General features: G+C 71.3%; 21 protein-coding genes. 9 read left to right on the forward strand and 12 right to left on the reverse strand.

Features of this window, described 5'->3' with window-relative positions; genetic code table 11:
- Positions 1 to 11: 11 nt before the first annotated feature.
- The 3 genes from EL493_RS24585 to pyrR are packed head-to-tail and all read right to left on the reverse strand — an operon-like array spanning position 12 to position 2,892.
- Positions 12 to 1,310 (reverse strand): dihydroorotase, encoded by a 1,299-nt coding sequence (locus EL493_RS24585; protein WP_019047821.1) that lies wholly within the window; start codon positions 1,308 to 1,310, stop codon positions 12 to 14.
- The gene (locus EL493_RS24590) at positions 1,307 to 2,263 is read right to left on the reverse strand and encodes an aspartate carbamoyltransferase catalytic subunit (RefSeq protein WP_019047822.1); all 957 of its coding nucleotides are present in this window, start codon (positions 2,261 to 2,263) and stop codon (positions 1,307 to 1,309) included. Before EL493_RS24590 ends, EL493_RS24585 begins: the two co-directional genes overlap by 4 nt.
- Positions 2,260 to 2,892, reverse strand: coding sequence for a bifunctional pyr operon transcriptional regulator/uracil phosphoribosyltransferase PyrR (gene pyrR / locus EL493_RS24595; protein ID WP_019047823.1), 633 nt, complete (start codon positions 2,890 to 2,892; stop codon positions 2,260 to 2,262). The genes EL493_RS24590 and pyrR overlap by 4 nt, the downstream gene beginning before the upstream one ends.
- 355 nt (positions 2,893 to 3,247) lie before the next feature.
- Here pyrR and EL493_RS24600 point away from each other — a divergent pair, with 355 nt between their 5' ends.
- Positions 3,248 to 3,538, forward strand: coding sequence for a hypothetical protein (locus tag EL493_RS24600; RefSeq protein WP_019047824.1), 291 nt, complete (start codon positions 3,248 to 3,250; stop codon positions 3,536 to 3,538).
- 53 nt (positions 3,539 to 3,591) lie between these two features.
- On the opposite strand, the gene EL493_RS24605 is transcribed toward EL493_RS24600, so the two are convergent.
- The gene (locus EL493_RS24605; RefSeq protein ID WP_019047825.1) at positions 3,592 to 4,452 is read right to left on the reverse strand and encodes an SAM-dependent methyltransferase; all 861 of its coding nucleotides are present in this window, start codon (positions 4,450 to 4,452) and stop codon (positions 3,592 to 3,594) included.
- A 99-nt stretch (positions 4,453 to 4,551) separates the two neighbouring features.
- Here EL493_RS24605 and EL493_RS24610 point away from each other — a divergent pair, with 99 nt between their 5' ends.
- The gene (locus EL493_RS24610; RefSeq protein WP_030203525.1) at positions 4,552 to 5,109 is read left to right on the forward strand and encodes a TetR/AcrR family transcriptional regulator; all 558 of its coding nucleotides are present in this window, start codon (positions 4,552 to 4,554) and stop codon (positions 5,107 to 5,109) included.
- Here EL493_RS24610 and EL493_RS24615 read toward each other — a convergent pair whose 3' ends face one another.
- The gene (locus EL493_RS24615; RefSeq protein ID WP_019047827.1) at positions 5,110 to 6,021 is read right to left on the reverse strand and encodes an EamA family transporter; all 912 of its coding nucleotides are present in this window, start codon (positions 6,019 to 6,021) and stop codon (positions 5,110 to 5,112) included.
- Between the two features lie 131 nt (positions 6,022 to 6,152).
- On the opposite strand from EL493_RS24615, the gene EL493_RS24620 reads away from it, so the two are divergent.
- Positions 6,153 to 7,043 carry an RNA polymerase sigma-70 factor gene (locus tag EL493_RS24620; protein WP_019047828.1) on the forward strand — a complete coding sequence of 297 codons (891 nt, stop codon included), beginning with the start codon at positions 6,153 to 6,155 and terminating at the stop codon, positions 7,041 to 7,043.
- Positions 7,044 to 7,058: 15 nt separating this feature from the next.
- Here EL493_RS24620 and EL493_RS24625 read toward each other — a convergent pair whose 3' ends face one another.
- A complete protein-coding gene (locus EL493_RS24625) occupies positions 7,059 to 8,579 on the reverse strand; it encodes an FAD-dependent monooxygenase (RefSeq protein WP_019047829.1) in 1,521 nt (506 codons plus the stop codon).
- A 493-nt stretch (positions 8,580 to 9,072) separates the two neighbouring features.
- On the opposite strand from EL493_RS24625, the gene EL493_RS24630 reads away from it, so the two are divergent.
- Entirely contained in the window at positions 9,073 to 9,696 is a 624-nt protein-coding gene (locus tag EL493_RS24630; protein WP_019047830.1) for an alpha-ketoglutarate-dependent dioxygenase AlkB, read from the forward strand.
- Positions 9,697 to 9,720: 24 nt separating this feature from the next.
- Here the strand turns inward: EL493_RS24630 and EL493_RS24635 are convergent, their stop codons facing one another.
- On the reverse strand, positions 9,721 to 10,296 hold the full coding sequence (locus tag EL493_RS24635) for a TetR/AcrR family transcriptional regulator (RefSeq protein WP_019047831.1): 576 nt from the start codon (positions 10,294 to 10,296) through the stop codon (positions 9,721 to 9,723).
- A 97-nt stretch (positions 10,297 to 10,393) separates the two neighbouring features.
- Here EL493_RS24635 and EL493_RS24640 point away from each other — a divergent pair, with 97 nt between their 5' ends.
- From EL493_RS24640 to EL493_RS33645, 3 genes are all read left to right on the forward strand, one after another.
- The gene (locus EL493_RS24640; RefSeq protein ID WP_022566288.1) at positions 10,394 to 11,359 is read left to right on the forward strand and encodes a quinone oxidoreductase family protein; all 966 of its coding nucleotides are present in this window, start codon (positions 10,394 to 10,396) and stop codon (positions 11,357 to 11,359) included.
- Between the two features lie 461 nt (positions 11,360 to 11,820).
- Positions 11,821 to 12,990, forward strand: a complete 1,170-nt coding sequence (locus EL493_RS24645; RefSeq protein ID WP_019047834.1) for a serpin family protein — start codon at positions 11,821 to 11,823, stop codon at positions 12,988 to 12,990.
- Positions 12,991 to 13,104: 114 nt separating this feature from the next.
- Positions 13,105 to 16,143, forward strand: coding sequence for an NERD domain-containing protein (locus EL493_RS33645; RefSeq protein WP_162178113.1), 3,039 nt, complete (start codon positions 13,105 to 13,107; stop codon positions 16,141 to 16,143).
- A 158-nt stretch (positions 16,144 to 16,301) separates the two neighbouring features.
- Here EL493_RS33645 and EL493_RS24655 read toward each other — a convergent pair whose 3' ends face one another.
- The 5 genes from EL493_RS24655 to EL493_RS24675 form a co-directional block, all read right to left on the reverse strand.
- The gene (locus EL493_RS24655; protein ID WP_019047835.1) at positions 16,302 to 17,234 is read right to left on the reverse strand and encodes a hypothetical protein; all 933 of its coding nucleotides are present in this window, start codon (positions 17,232 to 17,234) and stop codon (positions 16,302 to 16,304) included.
- A gap of 134 nt (positions 17,235 to 17,368) precedes the next feature.
- Positions 17,369 to 17,635, reverse strand: a complete 267-nt coding sequence (locus EL493_RS24660; protein WP_019047836.1) for a YciI family protein — start codon at positions 17,633 to 17,635, stop codon at positions 17,369 to 17,371.
- Positions 17,632 to 18,147 carry a transcription antitermination factor NusB gene (nusB, locus tag EL493_RS24665; protein ID WP_019047837.1) on the reverse strand — a complete coding sequence of 172 codons (516 nt, stop codon included), beginning with the start codon at positions 18,145 to 18,147 and terminating at the stop codon, positions 17,632 to 17,634. The genes EL493_RS24660 and nusB overlap by 4 nt, the downstream gene beginning before the upstream one ends.
- A gap of 2 nt (positions 18,148 to 18,149) precedes the next feature.
- The gene (gene efp, locus EL493_RS24670) at positions 18,150 to 18,713 is read right to left on the reverse strand and encodes an elongation factor P (RefSeq protein ID WP_019047838.1); all 564 of its coding nucleotides are present in this window, start codon (positions 18,711 to 18,713) and stop codon (positions 18,150 to 18,152) included.
- A 49-nt stretch (positions 18,714 to 18,762) separates the two neighbouring features.
- Positions 18,763 to 19,884: an aminopeptidase P family protein gene (locus EL493_RS24675; RefSeq protein ID WP_019047839.1), complete on the reverse strand. Its 1,122-nt coding sequence runs from the start codon at positions 19,882 to 19,884 to the stop codon at positions 18,763 to 18,765.
- A 178-nt stretch (positions 19,885 to 20,062) separates the two neighbouring features.
- On the opposite strand from EL493_RS24675, the gene EL493_RS24680 reads away from it, so the two are divergent.
- A complete protein-coding gene (locus EL493_RS24680; RefSeq protein WP_019047840.1) occupies positions 20,063 to 20,533 on the forward strand; it encodes a prepilin peptidase in 471 nt (156 codons plus the stop codon).
- 188 nt (positions 20,534 to 20,721) lie between these two features.
- Complete coding sequence (aroC, locus tag EL493_RS24685; protein ID WP_022566285.1) at positions 20,722 to 21,930, forward strand: chorismate synthase; 1,209 nt, start codon at positions 20,722 to 20,724, stop codon at positions 21,928 to 21,930.
- The last annotated feature ends 90 nt before the right edge of the window (positions 21,931 to 22,020 follow it).

The raw sequence follows: 22,020 nt of genomic DNA on the forward strand, positions 1-22,020 counted from the left end.
TCCTGGCCTCCCTAGATCCCGACCGCCTTGCCCTCGCGGGCAGTGACCCGGCCGCGCAGCACGGTGGCTGACACCTGCGCCGGGAACGTCATGTCCTCGAACGGGGTGTTGTTCGAGATGCTCGCCAGTTCGGCGCCGCGCACCGTCCACTCGGCGTCGGGGTCGATCAGGGTCAGGTTGGCCGGTTCGCCGACCGCGATCGGGCGGCCGTGGTCGTCGAGGCCGACGATCGCGGCGGGCTTCTCGCTCATCACCCGCGCGACGCCGCGCCAGTCCAGCAGGCCGGGCGCGACCATCGTCTGCACGATGATCGACAGCGCGGTCTCCAGCCCCAGCATGCCCGGACGGGCGGCGGCGAACTCGCAGCACTTGTCCTGTTCGGCGTGCGGGGCGTGGTCGGTGGCGACGCAGTCGATGACACCCTCGGCCAGCGCCTGGCGCAGGGCGGCGACGTCGGCGGACTCGCGCAGCGGCGGGTTCACCTTGTTGACCGCGTCGTAGGTCTCCAGGCGCGAGTCGTCGAGCAGCAGATGGTGCGGGGTGACCTCGGCGGTGATCGAGATGCCCTGGGACTTGGCCCATTTCACCAGCTCGACGGTGCCTGCGGTCGACGCGTGGCAGATGTGCACGCGGGCGCCGGCGTCGCGGGCCAGCAGCGCGTCGCGGGCGACGATCGACTCCTCGGCGGCGCGCGGCCAGCCGGCCAGGCCCAGGCGGGCGGCGTTGGGGCCCTCGTGCGCGACGGCGCCCTTGGTCAGACGCGGCTCTTCGGCGTGCTGGGCGATGAGCACGCCCAGGGAGTTCGCGTATTCGAGAGCGCGGCGCATGATCAGCGGGTCGTAGACGCAGTGGCCGTCGTCGGAGAACATCCGCACCTGGCCGACGCCCGCCGCCATGGTGCCCATCTCGGCGAGCTGCTTGCCCTCGAGCCCGACGGTGACCGCGCCGACCGGGAACACGTCGACCAGGCCGACCTCCTGGCCGCGCCGCCACACGTGATCGGTGATGACGTGCGAGTCGGCGACCGGGCTGGTGTTGGCCATCGCGAACACCGCGGTGTAACCACCCAGTGCGGCCGCGGCCGAACCGGTTTCGATGGTCTCGGTGTCCTCGCGGCCGGGCTCGCGCAGGTGGGTGTGCAGGTCGACGAAGCCGGGCAGCAGGATCTGGCCGTCGCCCTCGATCACCTCGGCGCCGGCCGGAGCCTCGATGCCGGTACCGATCTCGGCGATGACGGTGTCGCGCACCAGCACGTCGACCGGCTCGCCCTCACCATAGGGCCGCACATTCTTGATCAGCAGCTCACTCACGCCACTACCTCCTGAGTACCGACGAGCAGCCGGAACAACACGGCCATCCGCATGTGCACTCCGTTCGTCACCTGTTGCAGGACTGCCGCTTTCGGGGAATCGGCGACCGCCGACGCGATCTCCATGCCGCGCAGCATCGGACCGGGGTGCAGCACCACCGCGTCGTCGTCGAGCAGACCCATCCGCCGCTCGGACAGTCCGTAGTTGATCGAGTACTCGCGGGCCGACGGGAAGAAGCCGCCGTTCATCCGCTCGGCCTGCACGCGCAGCATCATCACCGCGTCGGCGCCGGGCAGTTCCGCGTCCAGCGAGGTCGCGACCCGGCAGGGCCAGCTGTCCACGCCCACCGGCAGCAGGGTGCGCGGCGCCACCAGCACCACCTCGGCGCCGAGGGTGTTCAGCAGCAGCACGTTGGAGCGGGCGACCCGGCTGTGCAGGATGTCGCCGACCAGCACGATCCGCTTGCCCTCGATGTCGCCGAGGCGCTGACGCAGGGTCAGCGCGTCGAGCAGCGCCTGGGTGGGGTGCTGGTGGGTGCCGTCGCCCGCGTTGATGATCGAGGGCGCGGCGCGGTTCTCCTCGCGCGCCCACTGTTCCATCCAGCGCGCGATCTGGTGCGCGGCGCCGGAGGCCGGGTGTCGCACGATCAGCGCGTCGGCGCCCGCCGCGTGCAGGGTGAGCGCGGTGTCGCGCAGCGATTCGCCCTTGGAGACCGAGGAACTGGAGGCGCTCACGTTGATCACGTCGGCGCTCATCCACTTGCCCGCGACCTCGAACGAGACCCGGGTGCGGGTGGAGTTCTCGTAGAACACCGTCATCACGGTGCGGCCGCGCAGCGTCGGCAGCTTCTTCACCTCGCGGCCGAGCAGGGCCTGTTCGAAGCGCTCGGCCTCGTCGAGGAGTTCGGTGGCGGTGCCGCGATCCAGATCGGCGACCGTCAACAAGTGCTTCACTGCTGCGCCTCCTGGTGCAGGTACACACCGTCGTGTCCGTCGTGTTCGGTCAGCAGGACCGAGATGTCCTCGGCGCGCGAGGTCGGGACGTTCTTGCCCACGTAGTCGGCGCGGATCGGCAGTTCGCGGTGACCGCGGTCGATCAGGACGGCCAGCTGGACGGCGCGCGGGCGGCCGAGGTCGCGCAGGCCGTCGAGGGCCGAGCGGACGGTGCGGCCGGAGAACAGCACATCGTCGACGAGGACGACCAGCGCGTTCTCGATGCCGCCGTCGGGCACCGAGGTGCGCTCGAGCGGGCGGTGCGGACGGCTGCGCAGGTCGTCGCGGTAGAGGGTGATGTCGAGCGAGCCCAGCGCGGGGCGCACGCCGGAGAATTCCTCGATCTTGGCGGCCAGCCGGTTCGCCAGCGTAGTGCCGCGGGTCGGGATGCCCATGAGAACCACCCGCGGAGCGTCGGCGTCGCCGGAATCCAGGGCGGTCTTCTCGATGATCTGATGCGCGATGCGCGCGACGGTGCGTTGCACGTCCGACGGCGACAACAGTTCGCGGCCGGCCGCCACCCACTCCGGAGTGTGCCGCTGCGACGTTTCACCCGCGCCGGTTCTGGCCGCCCGTTCGGGCACAGCCATGCCGACCTCCTTCCCCGCCTCACCGGACGGTCCGTTAAAGGATGTCTCACTTCCGCCCTACCCTATCAGCGTCTCGACCGGCCTCTGACCAGCTGAGCCCGCCTGTGAGCGCGGCCACGGAGCGCCGTCGCGGCGGCGTGTTGCGGTGGTGATCACAGCCGCGCCGAAAGTCGTGTGATCGCGGCGGTTTCCGGTCGGCGATCTTGTCGCACTCCGGGCCGCCACATAGACTGTGATGCGCACCACATCCGGCGGGCGGGGCCGCCGCTCAGCGCACGCGTGGCCCGATCGGAGCGCCGGGTCACGGCGATCTCGGCAAGTCACTCCATTCCCCACTCCGCGAGGAGATGGCCTCATGACCGTTGTCGTCGAACTCGATTTCCGCGACGCGACTCTCGACCAGTACGACCAGGTGCTGCAGAAGATGGGCTACACCCATGGCGGCACCGGCGGGCCGGGCCTGCTGTTCCACGTGGCCCGGCGCACCGACGAGGGATTCCACGTCACCGACGTCTGGGAATCAGCCGACCAGTTCCAGGAATTCGCGCGCACCACCCTCGCCCCACTCAGCGCCGAGGTCGGCATGACCAGCCAGCCCGAGGTGACCGTCCACGAGGCCTACAACCATCTGAGCCAGGGCGGCTGACCCGGGTCGAACCCAGGTGGCGGTCTCCGGATCGGCACGCGGGCGCGGGCACGTCACGTGCGGGTCGAACGCTCGGCGAGCACGACGCCGACCCGGGGATCACCGACCGCGACCGCGCGTCCGAGCGGCGCGATCAGGTCGTCCCACGCGCGGAACTCGGCGTGCCATCCGTGGTCGGTCAGCCACCGCTCCCCTGGCCGTTCCGCGTCGCCGGGTACCGCCGCGACCGGCCCGTCGCCCGCCACCAGCCGGCGCAGTTCGGCGTAGTCCGGCGAGTCGTGGTCGACGGCGAACCTGCTGAGCCCGAATCGGCTGCCGGGGGCCGACAGCGCGGTGAGCGTTCGCAGGACACGGGCATGATCGGCGGCGGGCAGGTACGGGAGCGCGCCCTCGTCGATCCAGTGTGTCGGCAGGTCGGCACGGAAACCGCAGGCGCGCAACGGCGTCGCCCAGTCGGTACGCAGGTCGATCGGCAGGACGTGCCGCCGCGTGGCCGGCCGGGCGCCCGCCGCGCGCAGCACAGGTTCCTTGAACGCGAACAGTTCCGGAAGGTCGATCTCGAACACGGCGCTGTCGGCGGGCAGCGCCAACCGATAGGCGCGGGTGTCGAGGCCTGCGCCGAGGAACACGACCTGGCGGCAGCCGGCCGCCACCGCCGCCGCCACCTGGTCGTCGACCAGCCGCACCCCCACCGAACGGCCTTCGAAGAACCGCTCGGCCAGCGCCTCGACGCGCGCCCAGCGGGCCGCGCCGGCGGCGGTGCGGCCGAAATCCCGGCGCGCGGCGTCGACGAAGGCGGAAGCCAGGGGGTCCTCGTACAGCCGGTCCGGCCTGCGCGTCTCCCGCTCCCGGATCAGCGCCACGCCCAGGGCGGTCAGTGCGACGCCTTCCGTGGGTGCCTGGATCTTCGTCATCTACCCCTCCAAAAACTAACTTGCCGACCGGCTAGTGATCTCGGTCACGGGTTCGACGGTAGGCTTCCCCTAGCCGGTCGTCAAGCAAAGGAAACCCCCGTGGACGGACGTCGTAGCGACACCCGAGAGCGCATTCGGACGGTCGCGATGGAATTGTTCTCCGAACGCGGCTACGAGAAGACGTCGCTGCGGGAGATCGCGGAACGGCTCGGGGTCACGAAAGCGGCCTTGTACTACCACTTCCGGACCAAAGAGGACATCGTCGTCAGCCTGTCCGACGACCTCCGGCGCGGGATCGACGACATCGTCGAATGGGCCGAGCAGGCACCGCCCGGCAGAGCGCGTGCCGAGCAGATCCTGCTGCGCTACAGCACGCTGCTGCACAGTCTCGGCCGCGACATGGTGCGCTTCTGGCACGAGAACCAGCCCGCGTTCCGCGATCTCGGTTTCGGGGCCGGGCTGCGCTACCAATTCCGGGTGCTGGCCGACCTGATGACCGCACCCGACCGGGACCCGCTGGCGGTCTATCACGCCCGGCAGGCACTGCTGGCGATCAGCTGGAGCGTGTCGATGATGGGCGATCTCGACCTCACCGACGACCGGATGCAGGCCGCGGCCACCGCCGTCGCGCTCGACATCCTCGCGCGCATTCCCTAGTTACAGCGGGGCAGGGGGTTCCGGGGCCGAGGGCCGGGTGGGCAGGGCGGTGAGGGTCAGGGCGAGCATGACCAGGGCGATGCCGGTGAGTTCGGATGGGGTGAGGCGCTGGTTCAGCGCCAGCGCGCCGACTACGGCGGCGGTGGCGGGGAGCAGTGCGAGGAGGAGGGCGAAGCGGGCGCGGCCGACGGCGGTGAGCACCACCTGGTCCAGGGCGTACGGCAGCGCGCTCGACAGCACGCCGACGCCGAGGCCGAACAGCCAGGTGCGGGGGTCGACGAAGACGGCGGCGTCGATCGCCAGCTGCGGGATCAGCACGAACGGCGCGAGCAGCAGCGCGGCGGCGGCCATGCCGACGGCGAGCGAGTCCTGGCCCTCGCCCGCGTCGGCGACCCGCTTGCCGACCAGGATGTACCCGGCCCACAGCACCGCCGACGCGATCGCGAATCCCACTCCCACCGGCTCGACGTCGAACCGCACCCCCGCCAGCAGCACGACCCCGGCCGCGACCAGTACCACCGCGACCACGTCCCTGGCACGCCGCGAGCCGAGAGTGGCCACCGCGACCGGCCCGAGGAATTCGATGGCGACCGCGGTTCCGAGCGGGATCCGCGCGATCGCCTCGTAGAACACGATGTTCATCGCGACGGTGACGATGCCGAAGCAGGCCGCCACGGCCAGGCCGCGCCGGGTCCACCGCGTGCGCCACGGTCGCCGCCAGGCCAGCAGCGCCACCCCGGCCGCGGCGGCACGCAGCCAGGCCACGGTCGCCGGTTCGGTGGTGTCGAACAGGAACACGCCCAGTGCCGCACCCAGATACTGTGAGGTCGCCCCGACGACGAACACCAGCGGCACCGACCAGCCGGGCAGGGTGGCGCGGCGCGGCCGCCCGGTCGTCGAGATCGCATCCACCCCCGGGAGTAATCCACAGCGGCCCGCCGATTTCAGCGCGCCCAGCCAGCGTGACCGAACCCACTGTCACACGGCGACGGCCTCCGGCGTCTCATGGGTGAGCCGCCCGCGACCCTGGAGGACCACCCATCATGAGCGACGACACGGATCCCGCCACCGAGGCGTTCGTGACGCACCGCAACCTGCTGTTCACCGTGGCCTACGAGATGCTGGGCTCGGCGGCCGACGCCGAGGACGTCCTGCAGGAGACCTGGTTGCGCTGGGTCGACGTCGACCTGTCCGAGGTCCGCGATCAGCGCGCCTACCTGGTCCGCATCACCACCCGTCAGTCACTGACCCGGCTGCGCACGCTGGGCCGCCGCCGGGAGACCTACGTCGGCCCGTGGCTGCCCGAGCCGCTGCTCACCGTGCCCGATGTCGCCGAGGACGTGGAGCTGGCCGACAGCGTGTCGATGGCGATGTTGCTGGTCCTGGAGACGCTGGCGCCGGTCGAGCGCGCGGTGTTCGTGCTGCGTGAGGTGTTCGATCTGTCCTACGACGAGATCGCCGCGGCGGTGGACAAGTCCCCGGCCGCGGTGCGCCAGATCGCCCACCGCGCCCGGGCCCATGTCGCCGCCCGCAAACCGCGCGGCGCGGTGACCACCGCGCAGAGCAGGGAGGCGATCGCGGCATTCGGCCGGGCGGTGGAAACCGGTGATCTGCAAGGGCTGCTCGACCTGCTGGCGCCGGAGGTGGTGCTGCTGGCCGACGGCGGCGGGGTGGTCAAGGCGGTGGTCCGGCCGATCGTCGGCGCCGACAAGGTCGCCCGGCTCATGTCGGCCGGACTGCCACGGGCCGGGGGGACGGTGTCGACCGATCCGGTCCAGATCAACGGCGCGCCCGCGCTGCTGTTCCGGATCGACGGCAGGCTCGACAGCGTGCTCGCGATCCGGCTCGACGACGGGGCGATCACCGGCCTGTACGTGGTGCGCAATCCCGCCAAGCTGTCGCGGATCGAGCGGACCACCGTGGTCGCCCGCTGATCCGCGACGGCCGCGTCAGGGTTGTCCGACCCAGCGATCGAGCGCCGCTGTCAGCGCGGGCCCCGCGGTGTCGGCGGGTTCGTCGACGGTGGCGGCCCAGCCGACGAACGCGTCGGGCCGCAGCAGCAGCGCGTCGGCGGGCCGGTCGGCGGTCTTGGCGGTGACGATCACCAGCCGCGGCTCCCGCGCCACGGCGAGCTCGCGCAGGTCCGCGCGGTCGGCCAGGTCGAGGAAGACCGGCCGGGCGGCGTGCAGGAGTTCGGCGACGCTGGTCTCGCCGCCGTCGGTGAGCAGGGCGAGGTCGGGGGCGAACGTGCCGGTCAGCGGGTGGTCGCCCGGCATCGGGTAGCGGACGTCGCCGGCCGAGATCATGCCGGCGAGGCGGCGCAGGGCCGGTTCGTCGGCGAACAGTTCCTGGAACACCGCGCGCAGAGCGTCGGCCGCCTCGTCCTGGCCGCGCCGCAGGGCCGCCTGCGCGCGGGTCTGCTGCAGCGCCCGGCCCGCCGCGGCGTGCCGTTCCTCGTGATAGCTGTCGAGCAGCCCGTCCGGCGCCCCACCGCCGAGGGTGGCCGCGAGCTTCCACGCCAGGTTGACCGCGTCGAGCATGCCGACATTGAGCGCGGTGCCGGTGGCGGGCAGCAGGTGCGCGGCGTCGCCGGCGAGCAGGATCCGGCCGTCGCGGTAGCGGTCGGCGCGACGGGCCTGGAACTGGTAGCGCGACAACCGGATCGGGTCGCCCAGCGGCAGGTCGGCGCCGAGCACCCGGCGCGCGCTGTCGCCGAGTTCGGCCAGGGTCAGGGGTTCGTCGTTGTCGTATTCGGTGAGGTCTTCCTCGGTGACCTGGAAGAACATCGTCCGCACGGCCGGGTCGACCGGGCCCATCGCGAAGACGCCACGATCGGTGCGGGTGAAGCCGGGACGAACCGGTCCGTGGCCGGGAATCTCCAGACCGCCGTCGTCGAGGACCGTGACCTGCTCGGGCACGGTGACCAAGCCGAGACGGTTGACCTCGGGAAAGGTGTTGCCGGGGAAGGCGATTCCGGCCAGTTCCCGGATCCGGCTGCGGCCGCCGTCGCAACCGGCCAGGTACCGGGCGGTCACCCGGTACGGCCCGTCCGGGCCGTGCACCTCGGCGGTGACCCCGGTGTCGTCCTGGTCGACAGTCAGCACCTCGTGACCGCGCCGGATCTGTGCGCCGAGTTCCACGGCGCGCTCGGCCAGCAACCGCTCGACCTCGGCCTGGGGGATCCCCATCGCGTCCATCGGCACGTCGCCGAGCGGGGTGAAGTCGACGTGCAGGCCGCCGAACGGGAAGATCGGCGCCGCGATCGGGCTGCCCGCCGCGGCGAAACGGTCGAGCAGGCCCCGGTAGCGCAGCACATCCAGAATCCGGCCGCCCAGGCCGCTGGCCTTGTGCGCCGTTCCCGGTTCCACGCGCCGTTCCAGCACCACCGGCCGGACACCGGTCAGCGCCAGTTCACCGGCGAGCATCAGCCCGGCCGGACCGGCGCCGACCACGATCACGTCGGTGTTCATTTCTCGCACACTGTCTCCCACAAGTCGCCGGTCGGAACGTCGAGGAGCGATTGTGCGGCATCACCGGGGTCTTGCCGCAAGCCCCCGGGTCGGCTATACCTTGTAAAGGGCAGACAACGTCAGCCCGGGGGAAGCCGGTCGCGAGTTCGACCGCGGTGCGCAATTCACGAGTGCAGGTGGCCAGGTCGAAAGCCGGCTCGGCGGTCGCGCGCCCGCTCACGCCGTTGCGGAGCGAGAGCATGCACTCTGCCATCAGATCCGGATCGAAATCCCGGAATTTCCCGCCACGCCGCCCCACCACCAGCAGATCGGCCAGTTTCGCTCGGTCCGAATTCACCTGCTGGTCACGAGTTCCGGGGTCAGCGGTGGCGGTGTGCAGAGCCGGCGTGGTCACCAGGCGGTTCACGGGCGGTGGGCCGACATGCCGTGAGCAAGATTGCCGCTCGGCCACGCTGTGCGAACATATGTTCGAACTCGCGGTAGACTGGCGCCCATGTCGCTGCCCCTGCAAGGTTCACTGTTCGACGGTGAGGCGGTTGCGCTGGGTTCGATCGAGACGATCCGGCGCGTCCAGCTCGACGCCACCGCCTGGGTGGACATCCGCCCCGGCTGGCTCGACGGCGCGAGCGTCCTGTTCGACCGGCTGGCCGAACGCGTGCCCTGGCACGCCGAACGCAGGCCCATGTACGACCGGGTGGTCGACGTCCCCCGGCTCGTCTCGTTCTTCGGCGAGCACGACCCACTCCCCGACCGCATCCTCGTCGAGGCGCGCGACGCCCTCACCGGCCACTACGCCACCGAACTCGGCGAGCCGTTCCGCACCGCCGGCCTGTGTTTCTACCGCGACGGCCGCGACAGCGTCGCCTGGCACGGCGACACCATCGGCCGCGGCGCCACCCACGACACCATGGTCGCGATCGTCTCGGTCGGCGCACCCCGCGCCCTCCTGCTGCGACCACGCGGCGGCGGCGCCAGCATCCGCTTCACCGCGGGCCACGGCGATCTGCTCGTGATGGGCGGTGCGTGTCAGCGCACCTGGGAGCACGCGGTACCCAAGACGGCACGGCCCGTGGGCCCCCGCATCAGCATCCAGTTCCGGCCGCGCAACGTGCGCTGACCGATCCCCGAGGTCCGCGCTCGGCTACTTCGCGCTCAGGACGGAGTGCACCAGCTCCCGCACCCCCGCGCGCAGCCGGTCGACCTCACCCGCCCTGGCCAGCCGCTGCGCGAGCTCACCGCCGAGGGTCGACAGCAGCAGCGCGCCCACCGTCTCCGCATCGATGTCCGGTCGCACCTCGCGCAGCAGCGCGGTCACATGATCGGCCCAGAAGGCATGGAATTCGGCGCTGCGCGGATGGGGCGGCATGGCCTGATAGGCGGCGATCAATTCGACATCATGGGTGACCATGCTCGTCATGGCGTCGAAGAAGGCCAGTAGCCGATCGGTCGCCGGCGCGCCGGGCCCCAGCGGCGGCGGCCCGGACTCGATCGCGGCCATCAGCGCGATCGCCCCCTCCGCCACCAGCTCGTAGAGCAGCCCGGCGCGGCTGCCGAAACGGTGGAAGATCGTCCCCTTGCCCACTCCCGCGGCCGCCGCGACCCGGTCCATCGTGACCCCCGCCGCGCCGTGCTCGGCCAGCAGCGCGGCGGTGGCCTCGAGGATCGCTCGACGGTTGCGCGCGGCGTCGGCGCGTTCGGCGGGGCGTCGGTCGGTCATCGCATCGCTTCCTCGGCTCGCGCCGATCCGTTGACAAGTTGACCGACGGTCCATATCGTTCGAACATCTGGACCGGCAGTCAACTTATGGAGTTCTGATGCAGGCAATCGTAATGACCGAGACCGGCGCCCCCGAGGTGCTGGTGCCCCGCGACGTCCCCGCGCCGCGCCCCGGCGACGGGCAGGTACTGGTACGCACCGAGGCGATCCCGGTGCTCTATCCCGAGACCCTGATCCGCTCGGGGGCCTTCCCCTTCCCGGCGCCACTGCCCGCGGTGTTCGGTTTCCAGGCCGCGGGCACGATCGTGGAACTCGGCGCGGGCGCGGAACCCGCGCTGCTGGGCGCGCGGGTGGTCGCCACCACCGCCGGCTTCGGCGCCTATGCCGAATTCGTGGCCACCACAGCCGAATCGGTGACGGTGATCCCCGACGGGCTGGCCACCGATTTCGCCGCGGCGACCCAGATGCCGGGCTCGGTCGCGCAGGCCCTGTTCGCCACCGCACACCTGAGCCCCGACGCGACGGTGCTGGTCGAAGCGGCCGCGACCGGCGTCGGCAGCTGCCTCACCCAGCTGTGCGCCGCGGCGGGCGCGCGGGTGATCGCGACGGCGGGCGGTCCGGCGAAGGCCGCGCTGGCGCGCGAGCACGGTGCCGCCGAGGTCGTCGACCACACCGCGCCCGGCTGGGCCGATCAGCTCCGCACGGTCCTGGCCGGAACGACGGCCGACGTGGTCTTCGATTCGATCGGCGGCGACTCGGTGACCCCGCTGCTCGACCTGATCACCCCGCGCACCGGCCGCATCCTCAGCTACGGCTGGCTTTCAGGTGCACCCGCCCAGCTCACAGCCGTCGACCTGATCCTGCGCGGCCTCACGCTCACCGGCTGCGCGGGCCCGGCCTGGCTGACCGAAGTCGCCCGGCATCAGGGCGCGGCGCTGGCGGCCGCCGCGCAGGGCAGATTGAACGTCGCCATCGATGCCGTCCTGCCACTGTCCGATGCCGCCACCGCCCATCACGCGCTCGAGCAGCGATCAGCGCTCGGCGCCATCCTGTTGCGCCCCTGACGCGACCTCGGCGACTGCTGGTCGGAACACCGCCTGCCGCTTGTCGATTCGCCCATGGTCAAAGGCTGCCGCATCGCACCTGCCCGCAGCGGCGGGCCGCTGCGACGGGATCTTGCTCGGGCCCGGCGGGGCACTGGTTTCGATATCGTCGACGAACTGCCGGCGAAGCACAGATCCGCAGGTTGCGGGCACAGGCCGAGCAGTTGTTCACCGGGATCGTGATCGGCCCGTACCGCAACGAATTGGTCCGCGAGACGGTCGGACTGGTCTTCGTGCCGCCGCCGAGACTCCCGACCACCGCGGACGGCCGCAGGGCAGGGATGACGTGTCGCTGAGCATCGTCGGCGACGGACTCGCCCGCCGAATCGGCCCCCGGGGCGGGCGACGGAGGTACGGCCGCGGGCCGGTGCCGCCGACCGGGTCGTAGGATTCGGGGCATGGGGAGTCGATTGGCGTTGCCCGTGCGTTCGTCGAATGCGCTGACCGCACGATGGACTACGACCTTCGCCGATGACGATGCCGTGGTCTCCGGGGCGGGACTGTGGCCGTTGCTGGCGATCCTTGCCGGTGCGGCGCACGGCCCGGCGCGCGAGGAACTGGCCGCCGCCGTGGGGGTTTCGGCCGGCACCGCGCACGCGGCCGGACTCGAGCTGCTGCGGGTGTTCGACTCCTCACCCGCCGTCGCCGCGGCGATCGGCGCCTGGATCAGGCCCGGCATGACGTTCCGTGACGGCTGGGTGCGCACCATGCCGCCCGGTTCGACAGGAACGCTGACGGATCAGACGGCCCTCGACGACTGGGCGCGCGAGCACACCGGCGGCCTGATCGAGAAGTTCCCGGTGCCTGTCGGCCCGTCCACACTGTTCGCGCTGGCGTCGGCGCTGGTCGCGCGGACGCGCTGGGTGACCCCGTTCACCGAGGTCACCTATGCTCCGGAAACCGGTCCGTGGCAAGGACATCAGGGCCCCGGCCTGTGCCGGCGCACCCACCCCGACGGTAGCGTCGCCGTCCTCGGGGATGCGGTGACGCGGGTGATCGTCACGGGCACCGACGATCTCGACGTCCATCTGCTGATCGGCGCCGACCCCAACTCGGCCCTCGCCGCCGGCCTGGCCGCCCTCGACGACGCGATCCCCGTGCGAACGGACCTCCCCGTCGACACCACGGCCCCCGGGCTGACCGTCACCCGGCGCAAGACCCGCGGCGTCGGCGACAGCATCGAGGTGCAGCTGCCGCCGTTCGAGGTGAACGACGACCATGACCTCACCCAACACGCGTCCCTGTTCGGTCTGGTCACGGCCCTGGGTTCGTCGAGCGGGCACTTTCCGGGCCTGTCGGACCAGCCGCTGGCGGTGAGCGACGCGCGGCAGCGAGTGCTGGCCCGGTTCGACGCGGCCGGCTTCGAGGCCGCCGCCGTCACCGCCATCTCCCTGCGCGCCGGGAGCGCTCCGGTGGAACAATGGTCGACGATCACCTCGGTGACCGTGGAGCGGCCCTTCGGATTCCTCGCGGTGCATCGTCGGTCGGGCCTGGTCCTGGTGGCGGGACAGGTGACCAGGCCCGCGACCGGATGGGTCCGGTCCGCCGGTGCCGATCCGGCGCCGGGGCGGTTCCCCGGCAGACCGCGGTGAGAGCGGTAATCGGCATTGCCGATTACCTTGCTCGGCAACAAGATTCGGTAGTGAAGTGACCGGCGGAGGTCGTATCCTGATACGAGTCCGCAGTCGGGTGCCCAGGGGGTCGTGGTGATCGTCGTTGTCGCGGACGAGACCGAACTCGAAGGCGCGGAACAGATCGTCGCCGCGGCGATCCGGGACTGGGCGTCGGAGGCGGGCGGCGTCGCCGTGTTCCGCTGTCACGTACCGGAGAGCCGGGGCGGATCGGTCGAGGTCGACGCGCTGGTATGCACTCCGCAGGGCGCCACCGTGCTCGAGGTGAAGGGCTTCACCGCCCGCCAGGACGGCGTCCTCGCCACCCCGCCCAACGGGCCGTGGACGGTCGACGGCGCCGAGGCCGCGCTCTACCACGCCGTGCGGGTGCCGAATCCGTTCGTCCAGGTCCGCAGGCAGGTGTTCGCGGCGAAGAACCTGCTGCAGCAGTCCGGCATCTTCGGGTGGGTGAACGCGGTGGTGGTGCTGGTTCCCCAGCCGGGTTCCCAGATCACCCTGGAGGAATCCCGGATCGCCGACGGCTACCGCGCCGTCCTCGTCGACCGGGACGACGCCACCGCACTGCGCGACTACTTCCACGCCGAGACCGGGCGCACGGTCCGGCTCAGTGTCAACGACGTCCGCCGGGTATTCGCGGCCCTGAACCTCACCCACCTGCTGCCCAGCCGAGTCGACCTGGCCGACCAGGGTTTCCCCGCCCGCCTCGACCCGCCGACCGGCGGCAAGACCACCACGCCGGCCACCGCCGACGCCGAAGCCGCCCCGTCCCGGGCACGCGGCGCCACCCGCACCGGCACACGGGTCGCGCAGACCAGCACTCCCGGATTCCTCGCCGCGATCGACCGTCTGGCCCACCGCCAGCACGCCGTCGCACCGGAATCCACGGGAACCCGCGAGGCCGCGGACACCACCGGTTCCTTACCGGAGGGCGAATCCTCCGGTGCGAGTGCGTTGTCGGCGGGATCCCCGCTGATGCCGGGACGCGAACCCGCGCAGGACAGCACCGAGCCCCCGGCGGAATCGAACTCGGATACACACGTGGAGGCTGAGATGGACACGGCACCCACACAGGAACCCACCCGAGAACCCGGCGCCGACAGCCTCACCGCCGCCGACTCGGCCTCCATCAGTCCTGATGCCGCACAGGACAACACCGACACGGCCACCTCGCCCACCGGGACGCCGGCTGGCACTGGTGCGGCCGCGACAACACTTGGCAACTCAGCCACCTTCGCCTCGGCGCCGCCCGTCTCGGATAGCGCCGACACCACTCCACTCAGCTCCGACGTCGCCGCGGTCCCGGGCAACGCCCGCGATGCTGCCGGCAACGACACTGCCGGCTCGACAGTCGGTGCTTCCGAAGGTACCCGCGCGAACCCGGTGGGCCCCGACACCCGCGGTGCGGCGCCGGTCGACTCGGACGGCCGTGGCCATGCGCCGGATGCCATCGACACCGTTGTGCCGGGGTCCGACTCGAACGAGTCGTCGCGCCCGACACCCGACGACTCCCGCGGAAACAACGTGGAGCCTGGCGATATCGTCGCGGCTGATCCCACATCGCCCCGCCCCGCGAGCTCACCGGCGCTCGGGCCTACCACCGTTTCCGGACAAACGGATTCGGCGGCGACGGACCTGGCCCGTGCCGAGAATGCGCAGACACCGTCGGAATCGGGGTCGGTCGGCGACGGCGGATCTGTCACGCAGGGATCCGCTGATCTTCCCGCATCCGCCTACGGTGGAGCCCGGGGCGGCGACCGCGACCTCGTCGGCGACGAGAGCCCACCCATTCCGCAGACCGGTGGTGCCGAGGCGGGCGTTGTCTCCCTGACCAAGTCACCTTCCGTGGGTTCGCCGGAGCCGTCGGCGAACTCTTCTGCGGCGTCCACTAGCAGCCCTGGGACCGCCGCGAGCGGTGCCGCAGTCGCTGCCAGTGGTGCCGCAGTCGCTGCCAGTGGCGCTACGGGCGACGCGGTAGGTGCTACGGGCGACGCCAGCGGTCCCGCAGGCGACGCGAGCGGTCCCGCGGGCGACACGAGCGGTCCCGCGGGCGACGCCAGCGGTCCCACCGGCGGCACGAGTAGCGACACAGGCGACGCAAGCGGTCCCACCGGCGACTCGGCTAGTGCCGCAGGCGATGCGAGCGGTGCCCCGATCGGCGCCTCGCCGCCCACCACCTACGAATCGTCGGACTACGACGATGATTCGGACGACGACTGGGATGACGACGACTACGCGGACTACCACCCGTCCGATGCCGCGTACGCCGCCGGAGCCACCACCGGGGCCGCGGGCATCGCCGGTGCGGCGGCATGGTCGTCGCGGCAGCCGGCCGGGCCCGCGCCGCACCACGACGACGCGGAACAGTTCGACAGTGCCGAACACTGGTCCGAGTGGGTGGACCGCGACACCACCCCCGTCCGGGCGCCGTCGGCGAACCGGGAACAGCGTGGCTCGCGCAGCCCGTCATCGCTGCTGGAGCGGTGGCGCAATACCCCCGTGCGCGAGCGGCCCGAGCGGAAACGGCGGCTGCCGCGGATCGGGCCCGGTATCGGCCTGCTGCTGTTCATCGCGCTGTTCGGCGCGGGATTCTTCGCCATCACCGCGGTGCAGGCGAGCCGGTTCGAGATGGCCGACTACGACCGGATGTGCACCGACCGCAAGCCTTTCCCGAACGCCGCGGAATTCCAGCGTGACGGCGCGCGGCCGACGTATCTCTCGGGTGATCTCGCACAGATGGTCGCCACCAGCGGTTCGCCGGCCTGGAGGCCGAGCGACACCTCGACGGTGCAGCTCATCGCCTGTCTGCGGCAGGAGAGCCTGGGCGAGCTGGTCCAGACCTGTCAGTACCCGGCCGCGCCCGGCTCCCCCATCGGCCGCACCGTCAACCTGTTCCGGGCGACCTACGAGATCACCGTGTACGAGCTGCGTACCGGACGGGAAGCGGGCCGGGCCATCATGATCGGCGAACGCTATTCGGCCGATCCGGCGAACACCGACCCCGACCGGTGCCGCGCCGCCGCGGACGCCCCGGACGTGCTCGGCCGCCGCCTGGGTCAGCCGTCGACCGCGCAGGTCACCGGGTTCCTCGCCCCGCTGGTGCACGCCGATCGCTGACACCGCTTGACCTCGAGCGCACTCGAGGTAGCAGGATCGCCACGTGCCTCGCGCACACCCCCGACAGCCCGCGCCACCCAGGGCTGGTCGCGCCTCCGCCGGTTTCCCGTACACCCACCGGCGGAGGCCGTCGGGATTCCCCGTCGGCGCAGGGCCGTTCAGGCCGCGGTGGCGGGCACGCCGGGCTGCTCGCCGGCCTCCTGGGCACGCGTCAGCTTGGCCTGTGCTCGGAGCAGGTCCTCGGCGATGATCTGCATGGCGGGCGGTGCGGCCAGCCCCCGCGCCCGGATCAGCTCACCCACGGTGTCCAGCCTGCTCAGCGATGCCGCGAGATACCCCTGGAGGACGGCGATACGGTCGGCGGGCACCGACTGGATCGTCTTGCACACCAGAGACTCCAGGTCACGCTGCGCCTTGAGCGTGTCCGAGGTGAGCACCGCGAACAGGCCCCACAGATCGTCGACCGGGTCCCCCGCCACCTGGGATCGCAGCGCCTCGTAGGTTTCGTTGCGCCGGGCCGAGGCCTCGACGACATCGCGCAGCGCGTCGTTGAGATGGGACTTGATCGCGTCCGGAATGCGGTACACCGGAACGGTTTCGGTGGTGCCGATCCGTTCGGCCACCCGGCTCAGAATGGCCAGCGCGTCGTCGAGGTCGGTCAGCGCCACCCGCAGCAGCGGCGCGGTCGTGTGGAAGCGCGGCTCCATCGCCTGCAGGTCGTAGAACTCGTTGATCCGTTTGCTCGCCACCGCCACATCCCGGCCGAGCAGGGCGACGTTCTCGTGCAACCCCATCTCGTGCAACCGCCGGGCGACCGCGGCGTCCAGGGCCGCAACGACATTCGGCTCGTGCGGCTCGTGGATGTGGTGCACGGCCGAGGCGACGGCCGAGCGGGAGAACGCCTTGGTGAAGAAGATCGTGCTGATCGACAGCGACAGGCCGAGCACGAAATCCGGCTGCACCTTGAAGATCTCGCGCACACTGCCGCGCGCCATGATGAGGATGGCGAAGACCACGGCCATACCCAGTGCGGCCCACAGGTATTGCGCCCGGGTCATGTGCCAGCTGCTCAGCGATGGTTGCGCGTTCACGGTCTTCCCCCCACGGCGTTCGATACTGGTTGCATTCTCCTGCACCTCACGACCACGCGCAGCGGAACGCCGGGACCCCGGAACGACGACAGCCGCACATCCTGCGCGGATGTGCGGCTGTGGTGGAACGGTTTTCACGCCGAGACGGCGATCTCCCATTCGTAGATCGTCAGCTCCGAGACGCCGCTCGTGTGGACCGGGTCGGCGTGCGCGATGGCCGTCGCGGCCTCGAGGCTGTCGGCCAGGATCACGTAGGCGCCACCGCTGCCGTCGGTGAAGCGGCCGCTCTCCTGCAGCTGACCCTTCGCGAGCAGCTCCCGCAGGAACTCGCGGTGCGGCTCCACCACGGACGGGTCGAAACGCGGTGTGCGCATGACCATCACGAGGTACTTGTTCGTCACGACCGGTCCTCCGGCGCGGGACGTGCGGCGCGGGTGGCCGCGGCCGCGGCACGCACCTGCGGCGCCACCTGCACGACCTGGCCGAGCACCCCGTTCACGAACGACGGGGAGTCGTCGGTGGACAGTTCCTTGGCCAGTTCGACGGCCTCGTCCACCGCGACCACCGGCGGTACGTCGGTGGCGTGGAACAGCTCCCACACCGCGATCCGCAGGATCGCCCGGTCCACGGCGGGCAGCCGGGACAGGGTCCAGTCCTGCAGGTAGCCCTCGATGGTGCCGTCGACCCGGTCGAGGTCGTCGGCGACGCCTTCCACCAGTACCGAGGTGTAGGCGTGCACGGGCGCCACGCTCTGGTCACTGGTGGCCAGTTCGGCGCGTTCGGCGAGCAGGTCCGAGACGTCGACATCGCGCGCCTCGGCTTCGAACAGCAGGTCCACCGCCCGGCGGCGCGCCTTGTGGCGCGCGCCCAGCTTCTTGAACGAGCCCTTCTTGTCGGCCGGAGAGTCCGTCACGATCAGGCGTTGACGCGGCCGAGGTAGCTGCCGTCGCGCGAGTCGATCTTCAGCTTGTCACCGGTGTTGATGAACAGCGGGACCTGCACCTCGGCGCCGGTTTCCAGGGTGGCGGGCTTGGTGCCGCCGGTCGAGCGGTCGCCCTGCAGGCCGATGTCGGTGTGCTGGACGAGGAGCTCGATCGTGACGGGGAGCTCGACGAACAGCGGCGCGTCCTCGTGCACCGCGACCTGCACGCCCATGTTCTCCAGCAGGAAGCGCGCGCCCTGACCGATGGTGGCCTCCGGGATGGAGATCTGGTCGTAGGTGTCGCCGTCCATGAAGATGTAGTCGGTGCCGTCGTGGTACAGGTAGGTCATGTCGCGACGGTCGACGGTCGCGGTCTCGACCTTGACGCCCGCGTTGAAGGTCTTGTCGACGACCTTGCCGGACACGACGTTCTTCAGCTTGGTCCGCACGAAGGCGGGGCCCTTACCCGGCTTCACGTGCTGGAATTCGACGATCTGCTGGAGCTGACCGTCGATCTTCAGCACAAGGCCGTTCTTGAAGTCGCTGGTGTCCGCCACTGTCCTCGGATCTCCTCGTTCGTTTACTGCGGTCTCTGGGGGACCGGCGTCATTCGACGACGGTCAGGTCCTTGCTGGTGAGGGTGAGCAGGTCCGGGCCCCCTTCGCGCACCACGAGCGTGTCCTCGATCCGGACCCCGCCGCGGCCGGGAAGGTACACACCTGGTTCGACGGTCACCGCCACGCCAGCAAGAAGTGTACCGGTACTCGTTTTCGCCACTCCCGGCGCTTCGTGGATCTGCAGTCCGACCCCGTGTCCGAGACCGTGCACGAACTGCGCGCCGTACCCCGCCTCCTCGATCACCACCCGCGCCGCCGCGTCGACCTCGGCGGTCCCGGCGCCCGGCTTCAGCGCCTCCCGGCCCGCCTGCTGGGAGCGGGCGACCAGTTCGTAGATCTCGCGCTGCCAGTCCGCGGGGGCGCCGAGCACCAGGGTGCGGGTCATGTCGGAGTGGTAGCCGTCGACGACCGCGCCGAAATCGAGTTTGACGAAGTCGCCCGCGCCGAGCACGGCGCCGGTGGGCCGGTGGTGCGGTACGGCCGAATTCGGCCCGGCGGCGACGATGGTCTCGAACGACACCGCGTCGGCGCCGTGCTCGAACATCGCCCACTCGAGATCGCGGGCCACCTGGCGTTCGGTCCGGCCCGGCCGGATCAGGCCGCGCTCGAGCAGGCCCGCCAGGGCGGCGTCGGCGGCCGCGCAGGCCGCGCGCAGCTGCGCGATCTCGTAGTCGTCCTTCACCATGCGCAGCTGCTCGACCAGCCCGTTGGTCGGCACCAGCTGCAGTCCGGTCCGCAGCGCTTGGAAGGCGGTGTGCTCCGCGACGGTCACCACGTGGCTCTCGAACCCGATCCGGCCCAGCTGCCACTCCCCCGCCAGCTCGATGATGCGGCGCGCGGTGGCCCGGGAGATCTCGGCCTGCAGATCCGGCACCTGCTCGCCGACCTGCGCGGAGTAGCGGCCGTCGGTGCCGATGACGGTGCGGTCCTCGGCACCGCGCATATCCCAGGAGTGCACCAGCAGGACCGCGTTGGATCCGGTGAAGCCGGTCAGATAGCGGATGTTGACCAGGTCGGTCACCAGCAGCGCGTCGACCCCGTTCTCCACCAGCAGGCTCCGCAGGGCGCCACGCCGTGCCGCGTGATCGGGACCCGTGTAGTCAGCACACATGGGTCAACGCTACCGCTCGACGTCCGACACGTCGGCACCGAACGCGGCGGTCCGTGTCCGGGCCGCGGCGCGGCGTCCCGGCGGCAACTGGACACCGCGTTGTCCACATGACCCGGAGTTGTCCACATTCGCATTCGCGGCCTCGATCGGGCGCTCGGCGCGCCGCACGATCGATGGCATGACCACTGCCGCGTTCTGCCTGCTCATCGCCTGGTGCCTGCTGCTGGGCGTCATCGACATCCATGCGCGCCGCCTGCCCAACGCCCTCACCGGCACCGGGGCGGCGGCGGTGTTCGGCTACGCCTACTGCGCCGGACAGCTGCCCACCGCACTCGCCGGCGCCGCCCTGCTGACCATGCCGTATCTGGTCACGCATCTGATCTCTCCGGCCGCGCTGGGCGCCGGCGATGTCAAACTGGCCGTGGCGCTGGGCGCGGCCGCCGCACTCGCCGGACCACCGGCCTGGGTGTGGGCGGCCCTCGCCGCGCCCGTCCTCACCGCCGCGGTGGCCGTCGCGGTGCTCGGCGGTGACCGGATCCGCGCGGCACTGGGCCGCACCGCGCGCGGTGCCAGGATCCCCGACCGCCGGACCGTGCCGCACGGGCCCGCCATGTGCCTGGCCACCGTCACCGCGATGGCACTGGCATGACCGCCACCACGACGCGCCGGACGGTTCCCGGACCTGGTTGGCGTGTCCCGGAAGTCCGCCGGACGGGGTCGACGCAGCAAGATCGGGGCGGCGGCCGCCACCGCGCGCCCCGGCACACCGCCGACGTGCTGCTCGTCACGTCGGACCACGTGCCCGACCACGCGCGCCGACATGGGAAGATGGTCGGCGTGTTGCGCTGGATAACTGCCGGAGAATCCCATGGTCCCGCTCTCGTCGCCCTCCTGGAAGGGATGGTCGCCGGAGTCGAGGTGACATCGGACGACGTCTCCGCACAGCTCGCGCGCCGACGGCTCGGGTACGGGCGCGGCGCCCGGATGAAGTTCGAGGCCGACAAGGTCACCCTGGTCGGCGGCGTTCGCCATGGCCGGACCATGGGTGGTCCGGTCGCGATCGAGGTCGCCAACTCCGAGTGGCCCAAGTGGACCGAGGTGATGTCGGCCGACCCGGTCGACGAGGAAGCCCTCGCCGGGATGGCGCGCAACGCGCCGCTGACCCGCCCGCGCCCCGGTCACGCCGACTTCTCCGGCATGCTCAAGTACAACTTCGACGACGCGCGTCCGGTGCTCGAGCGGGCCAGTGCCCGGGAGACCGCGGCCCGCGTCGCGGCGGGTACGGTCGCCCGTAACTTCCTGCGCCAGGCCTTCGGCGTCGAGGTGATCTCGCATGTGGTGTCGATCGGCACCGCCGCCAACACCACCGGTGTCATCCCGGGTGCGGGTGATCTCGAGGCGATCGACGCCAGCCCGGTGCGCGCCTTCGACGCCGAGGCCGAGGCGGCGATGATCGCCGAGATCGAGGCCGCCAAGAAGGACGGCGACACCCTGGGCGGTGTCGTCGAGGTGATCGTCGACGGTCTGCCGATCGGGCTCGGCTCGTTCATCAGCGGTGAGCAGCGCCTGGATTCGCGGCTGGCCGCGGCCCTCATGGGCATCCAGGCGATCAAGGGTGTCGAGGTGGGTGACGGTTTCGAGACCGCGCGCCGGCGCGGCAGCCAGGCTCACGACGAGATGCGTCCCGGCCCCGACGGCGTTCTGCGCTCGACCAACCGTGCCGGTGGTCTCGAGGGCGGCATGACCAATGGCGAGGCGCTGCGGGTGCGCGCCGCGATGAAGCCGATCTCGACCGTGCCGCGCGCGCTGTCGACCGTCGACATGTCCACCGGCGAGGAAGCCGTCGCGATCCACCAGCGCTCGGACGTGTGCGCCGTGCCCGCGGCCGGCGTGGTCGCCGAGTCGATGGTGGCGCTGGTCGTGGCCCAGGCCGCGCTGGACAAGTTCGGTGGTGACTCGCTCACCGAGACGCTCGACAACATCACCAGGTACCTCGACCGGATCGGCAACCGCCCGCACGTGCCCGCGGACAGCCGCACGTCGTGACCGGGCCGGGGCAGGAGGGGGCCGCGGAGGACAACGACGCGGGCCCCCCACCGAGTGTCGGCGCCGACAGCGACGAGTTCGTCGCGCGGG

The sequence above is a fragment of the Nocardia asteroides genome (assembly GCF_900637185.1).
Lineage (GTDB): Bacteria > Actinomycetota > Actinomycetes > Mycobacteriales > Mycobacteriaceae > Nocardia > Nocardia asteroides.

Excerpts from the sequence above, each read along its gene's own strand:
- pyrR (WP_019047823.1), bottom strand. The coding sequence starts at position 2,892 with ATGGCTGTGCCCGAACGGGCGGCCAGAACCGGCGCGGGTGAAACGTCG.
- EL493_RS24680 (WP_019047840.1), top strand. The coding sequence starts at position 20,063 with ATGACCACTGCCGCGTTCTGCCTGCTCATCGCCTGGTGCCTGCTGCTG.
- EL493_RS24675 (WP_019047839.1), bottom strand. The coding sequence starts at position 19,884 with ATGTGTGCTGACTACACGGGTCCCGATCACGCGGCACGGCGTGGCGCC.
- EL493_RS24605 (WP_019047825.1), bottom strand. The coding sequence starts at position 4,452 with ATGACGAAGATCCAGGCACCCACGGAAGGCGTCGCACTGACCGCCCTG.
- EL493_RS24600 (WP_019047824.1), top strand. The coding sequence starts at position 3,248 with ATGACCGTTGTCGTCGAACTCGATTTCCGCGACGCGACTCTCGACCAG.
- EL493_RS24620 (WP_019047828.1), top strand. The coding sequence starts at position 6,153 with ATGAGCGACGACACGGATCCCGCCACCGAGGCGTTCGTGACGCACCGC.
- EL493_RS24630 (WP_019047830.1), top strand. The coding sequence starts at position 9,073 with ATGTCGCTGCCCCTGCAAGGTTCACTGTTCGACGGTGAGGCGGTTGCG.
- EL493_RS24640 (WP_022566288.1), top strand. The coding sequence starts at position 10,394 with ATGCAGGCAATCGTAATGACCGAGACCGGCGCCCCCGAGGTGCTGGTG.
- EL493_RS24635 (WP_019047831.1), bottom strand. The coding sequence starts at position 10,296 with ATGACCGACCGACGCCCCGCCGAACGCGCCGACGCCGCGCGCAACCGT.
- EL493_RS24625 (WP_019047829.1), bottom strand. The coding sequence starts at position 8,579 with ATGAACACCGACGTGATCGTGGTCGGCGCCGGTCCGGCCGGGCTGATG.